Source organism: Microbacterium testaceum (genome assembly GCF_001476285.1).
Taxonomy (GTDB): Bacteria; Actinomycetota; Actinomycetes; order Actinomycetales; family Microbacteriaceae; genus Microbacterium; species Microbacterium testaceum_B.
On the sequence record NZ_LDRU01000114.1, the window covers coordinates 14,823 to 30,143 of the forward strand.

General features: G+C 69.8%; 15 protein-coding genes and 1 tRNA gene. 7 read left to right on the forward strand and 9 right to left on the reverse strand.

Annotated elements, in window-relative coordinates; all coding sequences use genetic code 11:
- Positions 1–39 precede the first annotated feature (39 nt).
- From NS283_RS17000 to panB, 3 genes are read left to right on the forward strand one after another with little or no spacing between them, the layout of a single operon-like run.
- A complete protein-coding gene (locus tag NS283_RS17000; RefSeq protein ID WP_058598038.1) occupies positions 40–804 on the forward strand; it encodes a Rossmann-like and DUF2520 domain-containing protein in 765 nt (254 codons plus the stop codon).
- Entirely contained in the window at positions 801–1,682 is an 882-nt protein-coding gene (gene panC / locus NS283_RS17005; RefSeq protein ID WP_081317479.1) for a pantoate--beta-alanine ligase, read from the forward strand. Before NS283_RS17000 ends, panC begins: the two co-directional genes overlap by 4 nt.
- Positions 1,679–2,533 (forward strand): 3-methyl-2-oxobutanoate hydroxymethyltransferase, encoded by an 855-nt coding sequence (gene panB, locus NS283_RS17010; RefSeq protein ID WP_058598039.1) that lies wholly within the window; start codon positions 1,679–1,681, stop codon positions 2,531–2,533. Before panC ends, panB begins: the two co-directional genes overlap by 4 nt.
- On the opposite strand, the gene NS283_RS17015 is transcribed toward panB, so the two are convergent.
- From NS283_RS17015 to NS283_RS17050, 8 genes are all read right to left on the reverse strand, one after another.
- Entirely contained in the window at positions 2,517–5,360 is a 2,844-nt protein-coding gene (locus tag NS283_RS17015) for an alpha-L-rhamnosidase (protein ID WP_058598040.1), read from the reverse strand. The genes panB and NS283_RS17015 overlap by 17 nt on opposite strands.
- 454 nt (positions 5,361–5,814) lie before the next feature.
- Positions 5,815–6,195 (reverse strand): nuclear transport factor 2 family protein, encoded by a 381-nt coding sequence (locus NS283_RS17020; protein WP_058598041.1) that lies wholly within the window; start codon positions 6,193–6,195, stop codon positions 5,815–5,817.
- 144 nt (positions 6,196–6,339) lie between these two features.
- The gene (locus tag NS283_RS17025; RefSeq protein ID WP_058598042.1) at positions 6,340–6,711 is read right to left on the reverse strand and encodes a DoxX family protein; all 372 of its coding nucleotides are present in this window, start codon (positions 6,709–6,711) and stop codon (positions 6,340–6,342) included.
- Between the two features lie 3 nt (positions 6,712–6,714).
- Entirely contained in the window at positions 6,715–7,419 is a 705-nt protein-coding gene (locus NS283_RS17030) for an NAD(P)-dependent oxidoreductase (protein WP_058598043.1), read from the reverse strand.
- Positions 7,420–7,445: 26 nt separating this feature from the next.
- A complete protein-coding gene (locus NS283_RS17035) occupies positions 7,446–8,129 on the reverse strand; it encodes an SDR family NAD(P)-dependent oxidoreductase (protein WP_058598044.1) in 684 nt (227 codons plus the stop codon).
- A gap of 21 nt (positions 8,130–8,150) precedes the next feature.
- Complete coding sequence (locus NS283_RS17040) at positions 8,151–9,158, reverse strand: aldo/keto reductase (RefSeq protein WP_058598045.1); 1,008 nt, start codon at positions 9,156–9,158, stop codon at positions 8,151–8,153.
- Between the two features lie 126 nt (positions 9,159–9,284).
- Positions 9,285–9,965 (reverse strand): DsbA family oxidoreductase, encoded by a 681-nt coding sequence (locus tag NS283_RS17045; protein WP_058598046.1) that lies wholly within the window; start codon positions 9,963–9,965, stop codon positions 9,285–9,287.
- A 137-nt stretch (positions 9,966–10,102) separates the two neighbouring features.
- The gene (locus NS283_RS17050) at positions 10,103–10,531 is read right to left on the reverse strand and encodes a winged helix-turn-helix transcriptional regulator (protein WP_058598047.1); all 429 of its coding nucleotides are present in this window, start codon (positions 10,529–10,531) and stop codon (positions 10,103–10,105) included.
- A gap of 145 nt (positions 10,532–10,676) precedes the next feature.
- On the opposite strand from NS283_RS17050, the gene NS283_RS17055 reads away from it, so the two are divergent.
- A complete protein-coding gene (locus NS283_RS17055; protein ID WP_153003410.1) occupies positions 10,677–11,300 on the forward strand; it encodes a hypothetical protein in 624 nt (207 codons plus the stop codon).
- A 43-nt stretch (positions 11,301–11,343) separates the two neighbouring features.
- Here the strand turns inward: NS283_RS17055 and NS283_RS17060 are convergent.
- Positions 11,344–11,434 (reverse strand) — tRNA-Ser (locus NS283_RS17060).
- A gap of 303 nt (positions 11,435–11,737) precedes the next feature.
- Here NS283_RS17060 and NS283_RS17065 point away from each other — a divergent pair.
- From NS283_RS17065 to radA, 3 genes are all read left to right on the forward strand, one after another.
- Positions 11,738–12,691 carry an L-lactate dehydrogenase gene (locus NS283_RS17065; protein ID WP_058598049.1) on the forward strand — a complete coding sequence of 318 codons (954 nt, stop codon included), beginning with the start codon at positions 11,738–11,740 and terminating at the stop codon, positions 12,689–12,691.
- Between the two features lie 22 nt (positions 12,692–12,713).
- A complete protein-coding gene (locus NS283_RS17070) occupies positions 12,714–13,313 on the forward strand; it encodes a DUF4304 domain-containing protein (RefSeq protein WP_058598050.1) in 600 nt (199 codons plus the stop codon).
- A gap of 68 nt (positions 13,314–13,381) precedes the next feature.
- Complete coding sequence (radA, locus tag NS283_RS17075) at positions 13,382–14,749, forward strand: DNA repair protein RadA (protein ID WP_058598051.1); 1,368 nt, start codon at positions 13,382–13,384, stop codon at positions 14,747–14,749.
- Positions 14,750–15,321: the final 572 nt, after the last annotated feature.

The window sequence follows — 15,321 nt, forward strand, 5'->3', positions numbered from 1 at the left end:
CAACGGCGAAGCCGCCTCCGCGGCTGTCACCCCACGCACATGACACCGCAGCCCCTCCCCTCCGCCCTCACGCTCTCCGGGCCCCTCCTCGTCGTCGGCGACGGCCGGATGGGTCGTGCGCTCGTCCCCTCCCTCGAAGAGGCGGGGGTCCCCGTCGCGGGCCCCGCGGGGCGGGGCGAGTCCGGCGCGGACGCGGGGATCGTCCTCCTCGCCGTTCCGGATGCCGAGATCGCGTCGGCCGCGCGCACGATCGCGCCCGGCCGGGTCGTCGGCCACCTCTCCGGCTCGCTCGACCTGTCGGTCCTGCACCCGCACGAGGCGTTCAGCATCCATCCCCTGATGACGGTCACCGGCGCGGGGACATCGTTCGCGGGCGTCACGGCCGCCCTCTCGGCGACCTCGCCGGGGGCCTCCGCGATCGCCTCCGCCCTCGCGGACGTCCTGGGGATGACGGGCGTCGAGGTCCACGACGCGGACCGCGCGGCGTACCACGCGGCCGCCTCGATCGCGGCGAACTTCCTGGTCACTCTCGAGGGGATGGCGGAGCAGCTCGCGGCGACCGCGGGAGTCGAGCGGGAAGCCCTCGTCCCCCTCGTTCGGGCCGCGGTCGACAACTGGGCGGATCGCGGAGCCGCGGCCGCGCTCACCGGACCGGTCTCCCGCGGCGACGCGGCCACGATCGCGCGGCAGCGCCGAGCGATCAGCGAGCGCCTGCCGGACCGTCTGGCCCTCTTCGACGCGCTCGTCGACGCCACCCGCGACCTCGCCGCCACGCAACGAACCGGAATCGAGACGACCTCATGAGCATCCGCATCGTGCGCACCATCGCAGACCTGCGCGCGGCCCTCTCCCCCCACCGCGGTGAGACGATCGGGTTCGTGCCGACGATGGGTGCCCTGCACGAGGGCCACCTCTCGCTCCTTCGCACCGCGCGGTCCGAGAACGCCACCGTGGTCCTGTCGATCTTCGTGAATCCGACGCAGTTCGGCGAGGCCGCCGACCTCGCCGCCTACCCGCGCACCGAAGAAGCCGACGTCGCGCTGGCCGCTGAAGCCGGCACGGACCTCGTGTTCGCCCCCTCGCCCGCCGAGATGTACCCCGCGGGCTTCGCGACGAGCGTCTCGGTCGCCGGGGCGATCACGGGAACGCTGGAGGGCGCCGTCCGCGGCCGCTCGCACTTCGACGGAGTCGCCACGGTCGTCGCCAAGCTCCTCCTCGCGGTGCAGCCCGACCGCGCGTACTTCGGCGCGAAGGACGCGCAGCAGGTCGTCGTCGTGCGCCGCATGGTGAGCGATCTCGGCATCCCCGTCGAGATCGTGGCGCGCCCGACCTCGCGCGACGACGACGGTCTCGCGCGTTCCAGCCGCAACACCCGGCTCTCGGCCGAAGAGCGCGATGTCGCGGCCGTCATCCCGCGCGCGCTTCGAGCGGCACAGGATGCCTTCGCCTCCGGCATCCGCGATCCTCACCGCCTCACGACCGTCGTGCGCGACGAACTGGCCGGGGCGGGACTCGAACCCGAGTACGTCGAGGCGGTCGACGCGGACAGTCTCGAGCCGATCGCGACGGCCGAGACCCCGGCGCTGCTCGCGCTCGCCGTCCGGGTGGGAGAGGTGAGACTCATCGACAACGTGGTCCTCGGCGTGGACGATCTCGTCCCGGTGACCGGGAGTGTGTCGTGACGCGCCCCCGGGTCACGCTCCGCCGCCTCCGCGAGCTCGCCGAAGCCGGCACGCCGGTCGTCATGGTGACGGCGTACGACTTCCCGTCGGGCCGCGTGGCCGAGCGCGCGGGAGTCGACATCGTGCTCGTCGGTGACTCCGGGGCACAGGTGGTGCTCGGACACCCCGACACCACCTCGGTGACCCTCGACGAGATGCTGACGCTCTCGAAAGCCGTGCGCCGAGCGGTGCAGACCCCGCTCGTGGTGTGCGATCTGCCGTTCGGGACGACCGAGCTCAGCGACGAGCAGGCGGTCGCGACGGCGGTCCGCTTCGTCCACGAGGCCGGCGCCGACGCGGTCAAGATCGAGGGCGCGAACCCTTCGCGCCTGTCACGCCTGCGGGCGATCGTCGAGGCCGGCATCCCGGTCGTCGGCCACGTCGGCCTGACCCCGCAGACCGCGACCGCACTCGGCGGCCTCCGAGCCCAGGGGCGTACCGACGACGAGGCGATCCGGGTGGCCCGTGACGCCCTCGCGGTGCAGGATGTCGGAGCGTTCGCGATCGTGATCGAGGCCGTTCCCGCCGATGTCGTCGCCGAGATCCGCCGGGCACTGCGCATCCCCGTCATCGGCATCGGCGCGGGAGACGCCGACGGACAGGTCCTCGTCCAGCACGACCTGCTCGGCATCACCGAGGGCCGCGCCCCCGTCTTCGTCAAGCGCTACGCCGCTCTCGGCGACGCGATGGTGGAGGGTGTCGAGACGTACGCGCGCGAGGTGCGCGAGGGCTTCTTCCCCGCGGCCGAGCACACGTATCGTGCTGCTCCCGGTGCCGCGGCCGCGGTGCGGGCGTTCATCGAGGCGCGGTGAGAGCGGACCCGGCCTCTTTCCCGGGGTCGCGGGTCACCGTCGTCAGGTCGTAGGCGACCGTCACGACGCCGGAACCGCTCCGGATGCGCCCGCCACTCGCCGGGCCGGCGGCCGCTCCGTGGACATCGATGTTGCGCGCACCGTCCGGGAGTTCGATCGTCGTCGTCGTGTTCGCCGGGACGACGACCTCCATCTCGACGTGTCCGTCGGCACGCCGGGACCACCGCGACGCCAGCCGCCCGTAGGGCGTGTCGATGTGGGCCGCGGCGCCGGTGAGCGGTCCCTCGACGTCGGGAGCGACGCGGGACTCCCGGTATCCGGGCGATTCGAGCTGCAGACCACCCAGTCGGCGGTACAACCAGTCGTCGACGCAGCCGAACGCGTAGTGGTTGAACGAGAGGTCGGTCACGGTCCCGTCCGGTGTGATCGCCTCCCAGCCCTCCCACATGGTCGTCGCTCCGCGATCGACCTGGTACAGCCACGACGGCGCGGTGTCCTGCAGGAGGAGGGTGTACGCCAGGTCGCGATGCCCGTTCTCCCACAGGGCGTCCAGCAGGAAGGCCACGGACAGGAACCCCGTGTCGAGGTGGTCCTCGGCCTCGTGAATGAGCTCGATGAGCCGGGCCACGACGGCGTCCTTCTTCCGCTCGGGCACGAAGTCGAACGCGAGCGCGACCACGTACGGCCCCTGGAGTCCGCCCGGGATGACACCGTCGGCGTCGATGTACTCCTCGGCGAACGCCGTGCGTGCGGCGCGGGCGCGGGCGGCGTAGCGATCCCGGTCGTCCGGACGGTCAAGGATGTCGGCGATTCGCGCCATCGCGTCCAGGAGGTGCCCGTGGTAGAGCGAACCGATGACCTCACCCGTGCGCCGCGGAGCGTTCATCTGGCTCGCGTCCGGGCCACGGAGGGTGCTGGGGGCGAGCCAGTCGCCGAAGTTGGGCTGATTGTTCCAGAGCGCGCGCTGCCGCTCCCGCTCGGCGGGGGTGAGGGACGCCTCGCGCAGGCGCGGCGGAACACCGGAGCGCGCGCTCTCGATCTGGTACTGCGTCCAGGCGACCATCGCGGGGTAGTTCTCGGCCAGCACCCGGCGATCGCCGAAGTGCTCGAACAGCACGAGAGGGGCGAGCGCGATGACGTCCCCCCATCCCGCCGAGGACGCCAGCAGCATGATCGCGTCGTCGTAGCTCGGCGGCGGTCCGTCCAGGAGATGATCCAGCTGCGGCGGGCTCGGCGAGATGTTCATGATCTGCCCGTCGGGCAGCTGGTCGTCACGGATGATCCGCAGCCACCGCGTCAGGAAAGGGCCGACCGACATGTTCGTCGCGGCCGTCTCGGCGAAGACCTGCAGATCGCCCGTCCAGCCGTATCGTTCGCGCTGGGGGCAATCCGTCGGGATCGACAGGAAGTTCGCGCGCTGGCTCCACCGCACGTTCTCGTGCAGGCGGTTCAGACGCGCGTCGGATGTCTCGAGGTGTCCGATCACCGGAAGATCGGATGCCGTCACGACGGCGGTGAAGTCCTCCGGGTTCGCGTCACCCGGGAATCCCTGTATCCGGACGTACCGGAATCCGTGGAAGGTGAACGCCGGCTCCCACGTCTCGCCCTCGGGATCGCCGCGAAGGATGTAGACGTCGGTCTGGTCCTTATTCGGTCCGACGATGTTGGCGAAGAAGTCGCCGTGCTGGTCGAGCACCTCCGAGTGCTCCAGGCGGACGACGCTCCCGCGTTCTCCCCGCACCCGGAACCGCACGCGTCCGGCGATCACCTGCCCGAAGTCGACGACGCGTTCCCCGGCGGGGGTCCGCACGATCCGCTCCGCGGGCACCTCCACGACGCGTCGGACCGGCTCACCGACGAACGGGAGGAGCGACTGTTCCGCGTGTACGACCGCCACGGGTTCCCACGCGGTGTCATCGAAGTCGGGCGTACTCCAGCCGTCCCACGCGATACGGGCGTCGTAGAGCTCTCCCACCGCGAGGTCGGCGTAGCGGATGGGTCCGTCGGTGGACGAGACCACCGTCCCGTCCGAGGTGATGGTCTCGCGGCGGTCACCGGGGTACTCGACCTCGAGCTGCCAGAGAGCCTGCAACGTCTCCCCGTAACCGCGACTGGATCCCAGGATGCCGACCCGCCCGGCGTACCATCCGTCGGACAGCACGACGCCCAAGACGTTCTCGCCCACCGCGAGACGGTCGGTGACGTCGAAGGTCTGGAACGACAGGTGGATGTCGTAGCTCTCGACGCCCGGCGCGAAGATCTCATCCGACACCGGCGCGCCGTTGATCTCCGCGTGGTAGATGCCGTGAGCCGTCGCGTACAGCCGCGCGCGGACCGGTTGCTCCTCCACACGGAACCGTTGGCGGAGATAAGGGGTGGGAAGGAGGCGCTCCTCGGGGGGAGTGTCGATGCGGAGGCTGAACAGCTCCGCGAAAGTCGCCGCACCGTCGGGGCGCACCGGCAGCTGACGCGGTTCGATCCAACGCGCCCGCCAGTCTTCCGCGTCGAGCAGGCTGGTCTCGAAGCTCGATTCGGCCCAGGCGGTGGGTTCGGTCGCGGCGTTCATCCAGCATCTGACGCGCCAGCGGTACGCCGTGGCGGAGCGCGCCGAGAACCCCTCGACGGCGACCAGCACCGAGTCGCGTGATTCGATGCGACCCGTCCGCCATGCGGCGCCCCCCGCGTGTTCGATCTCCAGCTCGTAGGCCGTCTGGATGAGCCCCGTCTCCTCCCCCGCATCGATCCACCAGGAGAATCGCGGATGCCGAGTCCACAGGCCGATCGGCCGTTCCATCTGCTCGACACGGAGGTTCGTGAGCGCGATCATGCGCGCGATCCCACCAGCACCGCACGGGCGACGAGCACTCGACGGGAGACCCGCGCATTCGGTCGCGTGACAACGGGCGGCGTCTTCCTCATGCGCTGATCCTTCGCTGGATGGAGTCCCGCGGCGTCCAGGCCTCCGCGGGGCCGGGCGAAGAGTTCGACGGCTGCTACGCGCGCCGGCACCGTGAGGAGGAGAGTCACCGCGATGTGAATCGTTTCACTTCTACGTTATCCGGACCGGATGGTTTTCCTCATCGGCCATCGTGATGCAGGTGATCGGCGGGCCGGATGGACGCGCCCGCGCGTGACGACAAGCGCGTTGCACCGCCACCGCGCACCCCTCACGCTTCACGAGGTCGATCGCCCCGCCTCCCCCGCCATCTCCGGAGGGGGGCGTTCAAACAGCTGAACGCGTCGTCGACCGTGCGCAGGTCAGCCGGCCCCCGTGCGGGTGATCAGAACATCGTGTTGTCGTTCGCCGATTCCTCGGGCACCTCTTGAACGACATCCCAGTGCTCGACGATCTTGCCGTCCTCGAGACGCCAGAAGTCCGCGACGGCCATACCCCGATCGCCGGGGGCGAGGTGGAGGTTGCTGTGGGTGACGACCATGTCGTCGTCCGCGATCACACGCTTTATGTCGAGGTGAAGATCGGGGAACTGTCCGCGCAGCCAGTGCGTGTATCCGATGAAGGCGGCGGGCCCGTCCTGCGCACCGGGGTTGTGCTGGGTATACGTCTCGCCGAGGGCTCGCGCGGCGGCTTCTTCGGGTTGACCGGCATTGAACGCCTGCTCGTAGAACGAGACGACGAGCTGCGTGTTGTCCGTGGTCGACATGAAGGACTCCGTTCTCTCGTGTTCGCGCGGACGTCGTGGCGCGCGGGGTCAGCTTCTCACCGGTGATGACGACGCGCCAGGGGTTCTCCACCCGCGTCCCGGGGACCCGCCCTCGCCGTGTCGCCGGGCGAGCGCGATCGCCCATCACGTCCAGAGGATGAAGCCGAGGGCACCGGCGACGACGGCCATCAGCAGGAGGACGAGATTCATCGGCAGAACCTTGCTCTCCCCGCGGCGAAGATGGAAGACCACCGCACCCACCTGGACGAGGACGAGCCCGACGGCCGCCAGGGGAGCCAGGATCGGTGCGACGCCCACGAGGGGCGGCAGGATGAGACCGATCGCGCCGAGGATCTCGACGATCCCGATCGCTCGGACGGCCAACAGCGGCACGTCGCCGGCCCACCCGATGCCCGAGGCCACGAGCGCGGCAGGGGCGCGGAAAGCCTTTTGCGCGCCGGCGGCAAGATAGGCGAGGGCGAGCAGACCGGCAACGATCCAATAGGCGATCACCATGCGTCAGTTCCTTCCAGACAGAGGGGTTCGAGTCGAGGCATCCCGAGGCGCGCGCTGATTCCAGATCAGTGGCGCCTGCCGGAGCCACGTGTCGTCCTGAAGGGCGTCGAGCAGGAACCGCGCCACCTCGACGCGACTGATGCTGAGCCCCGGCTTCTCCGCGCCGGCGAGAGCGGCCCGGAGCGGCCCACGCGGCGGCGCGTCGGTGAGGGCGACGGAGCGAGCCATCACCCACTCCGCATCCGAGGCGCGCACCACCTCGTCGACGCCGTGGTGATCGGTGTAGCCGTGACGGATCCCCGATGTCTTGATGAGTCCTTTGAACAGGGGGTTGAGGGTGCGCCAGGAGTCACCCGCTCCCAGGGTGGAGGCGACGGAGAGACGGCGGATGCCGTTCTCGTTCATCACCGTGAGGGTGTCGCGTGTCGCGTCGGTCATGAACATGGGCGGGCTGACGGGTTTCGCCCAGGGGTTGTCGCTCGCACGGGAGTTGTTCAGGGCGCTCACCACCGCATCGACACCGTCTGCCGCACGGCGGATGTCGTCGATGCGGGAGGGCGTCCCCGCCACGAGCTCGACGCCCGCAGGTGCCGAGACCGAGTCAGGATTGCGCACGAGGGCGCGGACGCGGTGACCGCGTTCGACCGCTTGGGTGAGAACGTGCTTTCCGGTGCGGCCGCTGCCGCCCAGCACGAGGAGGGTGATCACGAGGTGTGCCTTCTATGGTTCGTGGATTACTTCCGGACGACGAGTTCATGTACCGCCCGGTCCGTGGCGAGCTCCCAATACAGGGGCGCGATCTCGTCCGCGGTCATACTGGCCACGCCCTCGGGCGCCTGGTCCGTGATCCAGACGCCGATGGCGACATGGGCGACGTGCACGCCACTCCCGTCCGCAGAGAGCGCGTGGCCCAGGTTGAGCGCCCAGTTGCGCAGAGCAGCACCGCCGGGGGTGATGTTTCCGAACATGGGCACGGGATAGATGGAGCCTGCGCCCGTGGTGACGATGATGGTCCCCGCGCCGGAAGCCACCATCGCCGGCAGAACCGCTGCCGTTGCCGTCATCGCGCCGTAGAGGTAGTACTCGATCTGGGGCTGGGCGTTTTCGGGGGCGGCATTGCGGACGTCGACGGGGGCGAGCGGTCCGGAGGCGGCATCCGCGGGTGAGTACTCGAGGACGTCGACGCCCCCGAATCGTTCCGCCACCGCCTCGAGGGCGGCCGTGAGGGAGGGTCGATCCAGAACGTCGGCGGGGAACGCGGCAGCCGTGATGCCCCCTCCCGCGAGAGTGTCGACGAGGGCATCGAGCTTCTCTCGGTTGCGTGCGATGAGGGCCACGCTGAAGCCCTTCGAGCCGAACGTGCGAGCGAGGGCGAGGCCGAGTCCGGGACCGGCTCCGATGATGGCGATGGTGGGCATATCTCTTCTTCGTAGGAGGGGTCAGCGGCGACGCTGTGTCGGGTCGGTCAGCGAGGGCGGGTCGGTGAGATAGTCAGCAGGGAGGGTCTCCGACCCGGGTGTCACGATCGCGTCGACGGCGTCGAGGACATCAGCGGTGAGGGTGGTCTGGGCTGCGACGATGAGGTCATCGAGCTGCGCCGGCGTCCGTGGTCCGACGATCACGGCGGTGACGGCGGGATGAACGCGCACGAAGGCCGTCGCCAGGTGCGGCAGAGTCATGCCGGCCCGGGATGCGACGTCCTTCAGCTGTTCGACGATGCGCCACCGGCGGGCGTTGGCGGGATCGGCACGGTCGAACATGCCGGGGCTGAGGCGCGCACGGCTGTTCTCGGACAGATCACGGCCACTCAGCCACCCGTTCGCCAGCGGGCTGAACGTCAGAACACCCATGCCGTAACGCCGCGCCGTGGGAAGGACGGACGTCTCGACTCGTCTGTTGAGCAGGGAGTAGCGCGCTTGTTCCGTCACGAAGCGCGCGTGGCCGCGACGGTCGGCGATCCACTGGGCCTCGACGATCTTCTCGGCGGGGAACATCGAGTGCCCGAAAGCACGGATGAGCCCGGCGCTCTTCAGATCGGAGAGAGCTCCGAGGGTTTCGTCGAGACCGGTGTTCCAGTCGTAGCGGTGCAGCTGGTAGAGATCGATGTGATCAGTGCCGAGCCGTTGCAGGCTCGCCTCGACGGCGCGACGGATCCATCGTGGGGAGGCGCCTCGACGATTGGCGTCCGGGGTGTCCGGCAGCCCGAACTTCGTCGCCAGCACCACCTCGTCGCGACGACCGCGGATGGCCTCGCCGACGATTCGCTCGGATTCTCCGTCGCCGTAACGGTCGGCGGTATCGATGAGCGAGATCCCCGCGTCGATCGCGGTATGGATCATCCGCGCGACTTCGGCCCGATCGGTGTTGCCGAAACCGCCGAAGTTCATCGTGCCCAGCGCGGTGTCGGAGACGGAGATGCCCGTCGCCCCGAGGTATCTGGAATTCATGTCGCGTTCCTTCTTAGATCGAGGTCGTTTCCGGAATGACGCACACGTCGCCGGATTCCGGGTCGCAGAACGCGGCCCCGTCATCGCCGACCGGCTGCAGCGTGAGCGGTCGATCGGATCCGCCGCTCATGCCGCACCCGCCGAAGCGTCGGTGACGGTCTGCGCGAGTGCGCGAGCGTATCCGTCGACGGACTGGGCACCCGAGGCGGCGAGGCGACGATCGAACACGGCGAAGGGAACCCCCCGAACGCCGAGGCGCTGACCCTCTTCGATGTCCGCGCGGACGTCCGCCGCGTACTCATCCCCCGCCAGGACCTCGCGGACTCGACCCTCGGAGAGGCCGACCTCGGCACCGGCCGCGGCGAGAGCGTCAGGCGCGAACGGGTTGAGCTCCCCCGCGAAGAAGCGGTCCTGCACCAGCGAGAAGAACTCGACCCCGACGCCCTGTTCCTGCGCGTACTGGAAGACACGGTGGAAGTCGAACGTGTTCGCGTTGAGCCGGTCGACCGAGAACGCGAGACCCTCGCTCTGCGCGAGGGCTTGGATCCGCCGCTCGGCCTGAACGACGATCTGCGCGTCTCCGCCGTGCGATCGGATGAACGCACTCTCGATCGTCTCGGGCGTCTTCGGCGCGCCCGGGTTCAGCTCGAACGAACGCAGACGCAGCACGAATCGGTCGCTGTCCGGGCGATCCGCGATGGCCTCCCGGAGCCGATGCTTGCCCACGTAGCACCAGGGGCAGCCCAGGTCCGTCCAGACCTCGATCACGACGTGTTGCGATGTTTCGGACAGGATGCTGTCGGCCATCATTTCCACCTCACTTGTAGTGCGTAACAACATCATCGAACTGTTGTCGAACGCGTACAAAAGGCACTTTCGAGTGCCTGACGAAGGGGGAAGTTCGTCGCTCAGCGCCGGGGTCGCGCGACCCGGAAGCGGTCAGATCACTCGGCGAGCGCCTCGGGGGCGCCCTTCACCCCGGCTCTTCCGACGCCGACGCGCTCGTGAAGCGCCCTGTTCGCCGCGACCGCGGAGTGGTTCTCGACCGCCCACTGGGAGAGCTGTAGGACGGCGCGCTGGAGCGACCTCCCCAGGTCGGTCGCGCGATACTCCACCCTCGGAGGGATCTCCGCATACGCCTGCCGCGCGACGAGACCGTCCCGCTCGAGTGCCTTCAGCGTCACCGTGAGCATCCGCTGCGAGACTCCGGGGATGCTGGCCATCAGATCCGAGTAGCGGAGCGTCCGATCCCCGAGCGTCGTGAGCACGAGAACGGTCCACTTGTCACCGATGCGGTCCAGGACCTCCCGGATGAAGGCACTGTCCTCCGGCCACGATGTGCACGGCCCGACAGCCGCTCGTTCTTTCGCCATGGGCGCCTCCTCGGCCGATCCTTCACCGTAGCAACGCGACGGCCGCGGCAGGCGCGACGCGAGTTCTGCTCCCGACTCGTGAAGAACGAGAGCAGCCCGAAGAGCGGTGCGCGTCCACGGGTGGGCGACCGCTAGAGTCGCGTTCGTGCCGACACCCGCGCCGCACCCGCACGCGGCATACGACCGCTTCTTGGAGCGCTGGCAGCGTCGGGGCGCTCGATGGCTGCGTTTCGGTCAGATCGCCTTCTACGTCGTGGCCGGCGCCCTCACGGTTGCCATCACGGCGATCTTGATCGCCAGCCTGATCGATCTCGGGCAACCACGGGTGTGGGGTACCTTCACCCAGCAGGGGTGCGAACAGCGGCCGCGGGGAGGTTGCCGTCCCTTCGGGTCGTGGATCAGCGACGATGGAACGATCGTCCAGAGGCACGTCTACCTCAACGGGTGGACCGATGGCACGGGCCGGACACGGGCCGCTTTCCAGCCGACCGCTCTCCTGGGTGACGACGTCGTCAACGTCCCCGTTCTCACGGGCGCGGCGCCGGTGCTCATGAGCATCCTGCTGGTCTGGTGGGTCGCCGTCGCCGTGAGGAAGGCGGCCGCCTGGGGAGACATCGCCCTCCCCCGCACGAGATGGCTTGGCGGAGCCCCTCGCAGACAAGGGGTTCTCGGCATCCGAGGGTCGTTCCGGCGTCAGTACCGACGCTCGCTCGAACGGTCCCAAGCGACCGCCGATGACGCCACTCCTGCCGGACCGACCGCTCCGTAACGCAGGTCAGCCCCGCTCGAAAGCGGGGCTGACCTGGTGAAAATGGCGGTGACGGTGGGATTTGAACCCACGGTAGGGGGTTACCCTACACAACTTTTCGAGAGTTGCACCTTCGGCCGCTCGGACACGTCACCGCCGACCAGCTTACGACAGATGACCGGATGCCGCGAATCCGGGCATCACTCCGACCCCGACGCGGGCGAAACTCCTGAGAAGTGGCCCCCGCGGGCACCCCGAGGCCTCTCCGCAGTCGGTCCATACAGAAACTCAGGAGTTTCGGCCCGCCCACGGCCCGCACCGACCGCCGCGCCGGCCCCCGCCCGGCGCGCCACCCCACTGGGCCGGAACCGACCGGTACCCCGACCCCACGGCATCCGTTCATCCACCGTCGAACGACCGCCCTGGCACCGGTCCCACCCCGCTGCCAGGATCGAGTCATGAGCGTGATCGAGAACTCCAAGCTGACGGTCGTGGGCGCGGGAAGCGTGGGGGCGAGCGTCGCATACGCCGCTCTCATCCGGGGGTCGGCACGGCACGTGGCGCTGTACGACATCGCCGAGGCGAAGGTCGAGGCAGAGGTTCTCGACCTCGCGCACGGCACGCAGTTCACCGGCTCGAGCGACATCGTGGGCGGCAGCGACGTCGCGGTGGCCGAGGGCTCGCACGTCGTCGTCATCACCGCCGGCGCGAAGCAGAACCCCGGCCAGACGCGCACCGAGCTCGCCGCGACGAACGCGCGCATCATCCGCGACATGATGCCGAAGCTGCTCGAGGTCGCCCCGAACGCGGTCTACGTCATCGTCACCAACCCGTGCGACGTCCTGACCGTCCTCGCGCAGGAGGCGACCGGACTCCCGACCCGTCGCATCTTCGCCTCCGGCACCGTGCTCGACACCTCGCGCCTGCGCTGGAAGCTCGCGCAGCGCGCGGGAGTCGCCACCTCGAGCGTTCACGCCTGGATCGTCGGCGAGCACGGCGACACCGAGTTCCCGCTCTGGTCCACCGCGACGATCGGATCGATCCCGATCACCGAGTACGACCTCCCCGACGGCGGACGCTTCACGAAGGACGAGCTGGATGCCATCGCCGTCGACGTCCGCGACGCCGCCTACAAGGTCATCCAGGGCAAGGGCGCCACGAACTACGCGATCGGCCTGTCGAGCGCCCGAATCGTCGAGGCGATTCTGCGCGACGAGCACGCGATCCTGCCCGTCAGCACCGTTCTCGAGGACTTCCACGGCATCAGCGGCATGGCCCTGTCGGTCCCCTCCATCGTGAGCGCGAAGGGTGCCGTTCCCCTGGCAGGCACCCCGTTCTCCGACCCGGAGCTGGCGCTTCTACGCCGCTCCGCCGACGCGCTGACGACCGTCGCCGACTCGCTGCGCGGCTGATCCGCATCGGTAGCATCGGCGTATGAGCGAGCTCGAGGATCGTTTCGCCGAGGCCGTCGCCGCGATCGGCGGGGTGCTCAAGCGACACGGATTCCGCAAGAAGAGGTACGTCTGGACCCGTGTCGGCGACGGCATCGTGCACGAGATCGACGTTCAGCGGAGCCACGGCAACAGCGCCGGCAGCGTCCGGTTCTACGTCAACGCACGGGCGTACGTCGCGGAGTTCGATCGCGCGATCGGGCGCGCGGTCCCCGACGATCTGACCCGCGCGAACGCGCAGTTCGAGACCCGGTTCGAGGAGGTCAGCGACTGGCCGACCGACCGCGTCGACGTGGAACGGGATGCCGATGCCCTCGGTACCGCGCTCCCGGCGGCGATCGAACAGGTGGTGGCGTACCTCGACGGGATCACCGACGCGCCCTCCCTCGCCCGCACTCTCCGCGAGAGCGGATTCGTCCTCGATGACGACCTCTTCGCCTGGTACTGCGCGACCGGCCGCTCTTCAGAGGCGGCCGCCCAGTTCGCGGCCGCGCGCGAACGGTTCGGAGACGAGGACCGCTGGCCCCGCCTCGCGGCGCTGTTCGACGAGACCGCGGAGAAGTACGGCGTCCCCCTGCCCTGACTCCCGTGGATTCCAGATGCCACGGCCTCGCCGTCAGTGATGTCGGAGGCCCCGCGTAGCCTGGGCACATGGCATCCCGACGTCCCGCTACCGCCCCTGCTCCGTACCGGTGCACCGAGTGCGGATGGACGACGCTGAAGTGGGTCGGCCGCTGCGGCGAGTGCCAGTCGTGGGGCACGGTCGTCGAGGCCGCCGAGCAGACGGGCATCGTGCGCGCGATCGTCCCGGTGGCACCGGGTGCCGCGCGCGCGGCGCGTCGCATCACCGAGATCGACACGCAAGACGCCCCGCGTCGCACGAGCGGAGTGGGCGAGTTCGACCGCGTGCTGGGCGGGGGCATCGTCCCGGGGGCGGCGATCCTGCTCAGCGGCGAGCCCGGCGTCGGCAAGTCGACGCTGCTGCTCGAGGTCGCGGCGAAGAGCGCGCATGCCGGTCGACGCGTGCTCTACGCGAGCGGCGAAGAGTCGGCCGCGCAGGTGCGCCTGCGCGCCGAGCGCACGGGCGCCCTGCACGACGAGCTGTTCCTGGCATCCGAGACCGACCTGGCCACGATCCTCGGCCACGTTGACCAGGTCGAGCCCGGCCTGCTGATCGTCGACTCGGTGCAGACCATCTCCTCGGCCCACAGCGACGGGGCGGCGGGCCAGCCCGCGCAGGTGCGCGAGGTGGCATCCGCCCTCATCCGTGTCGCGAAGGAGCGCGGACTGCCGATCATCCTGGTCGGCCACGTGACCAAAGACGGATCGATCGCCGGCCCGCGCATCCTCGAACACCTCGTCGACGTCGTCTGCCACTTCGAGGGCGACCGCCAGACGTCGCTGCGCTTCGTGCGAGCGCTCAAGAACCGCTTCGGACCGACCGACGAGGTCGGCTGCTTCGATATGACCGGCACCGGCATCGCCGAGGTCGCCGATCCGAGCGCGCTCTTCCTCGGACACGGCGAGCCCGAACCGGGCACGTGCGTGACGATCGCGATGGAAGGCCGGCGCGCGCTGCCCGTCGAGATCCAGGCCCTCGCTGTGCGGCAGACCGCCCCGAATCCGCGGCGCATCGTGAACGGCGTCGATTCGTCCCGCGTCGCCATGGTGCTGGCGGTGCTCGAGAGCCGGATGGGCCTCACGCTGTCCGACCGCGACGTCTACGTCTCCACGGTGGGCGGCGTCCGACTCGTGGAGCCCGCGGCCGACCTCGCGATCGCGATCGCCGTGGCGAACGCCGTGAAGAACCGCAAAGTGTCGAAGCGCCTCGCGGCGATCGGTGAGCTGACGCTGACGGGCGAGATCCGCAACGTCACCCAGGCCGCGCAGCGGGCGTCCGAGGCGAAGCGCCTCGGTTATCACACCGTGCTCGATGCCTCATCGCGCAAGCTGGCGCAGGCTCTCAACGAGCTGCAGGTTCGCGGCATGCCCCGCGACGACAGCGAACCCGGCTTCTGACCCCGCACACTCGATACGGTCGACCGCCGCCCCGGCCTCGAGGCGCCTCGGTAGAGCGCGGGTCAGCGACCGGGAGGAGCGGACCGGCGGCGACGGTGCGGCGACGTCATGCCGAGCACCACGGGGATGACGAGTCCAGCGGCGCACACGGCCGCGGTGATCACGTACTCCATGCCCCGAGTCTGTCACTCTCGTATCACCCGCGCGACTCGCGTATTTCACCCGCGAGCTATCGCGCGCGCGTCCCGCACCCCGGAGGCCCCACGGCCTGATGCGCCTGTGTCCCGCACCCCGGAGCCCCGCGGCCCGGTGCACCCACGTCCCGCACCCCGGAGCCCCCGCGGCCCAGTGCACCCACGTCCCGCGCCCCGGAGCCCCCGCGGCCCAGTGCACCCACGTCCCGCGCTCCGGAGCCTCGCGGCCCCTGCTGCGCAACGTCCTCCGTGCGGCGCACGTTCTCCCCCGCACCTCCGGAGCCCGGCACGCGCGGCCGTTCGCGCACGCGTCACTCGCCCACGGCGCCGAACTCCGTTCGCGGCCCGGCCGCGCGGGTGAGTGTCCACAACACCCGG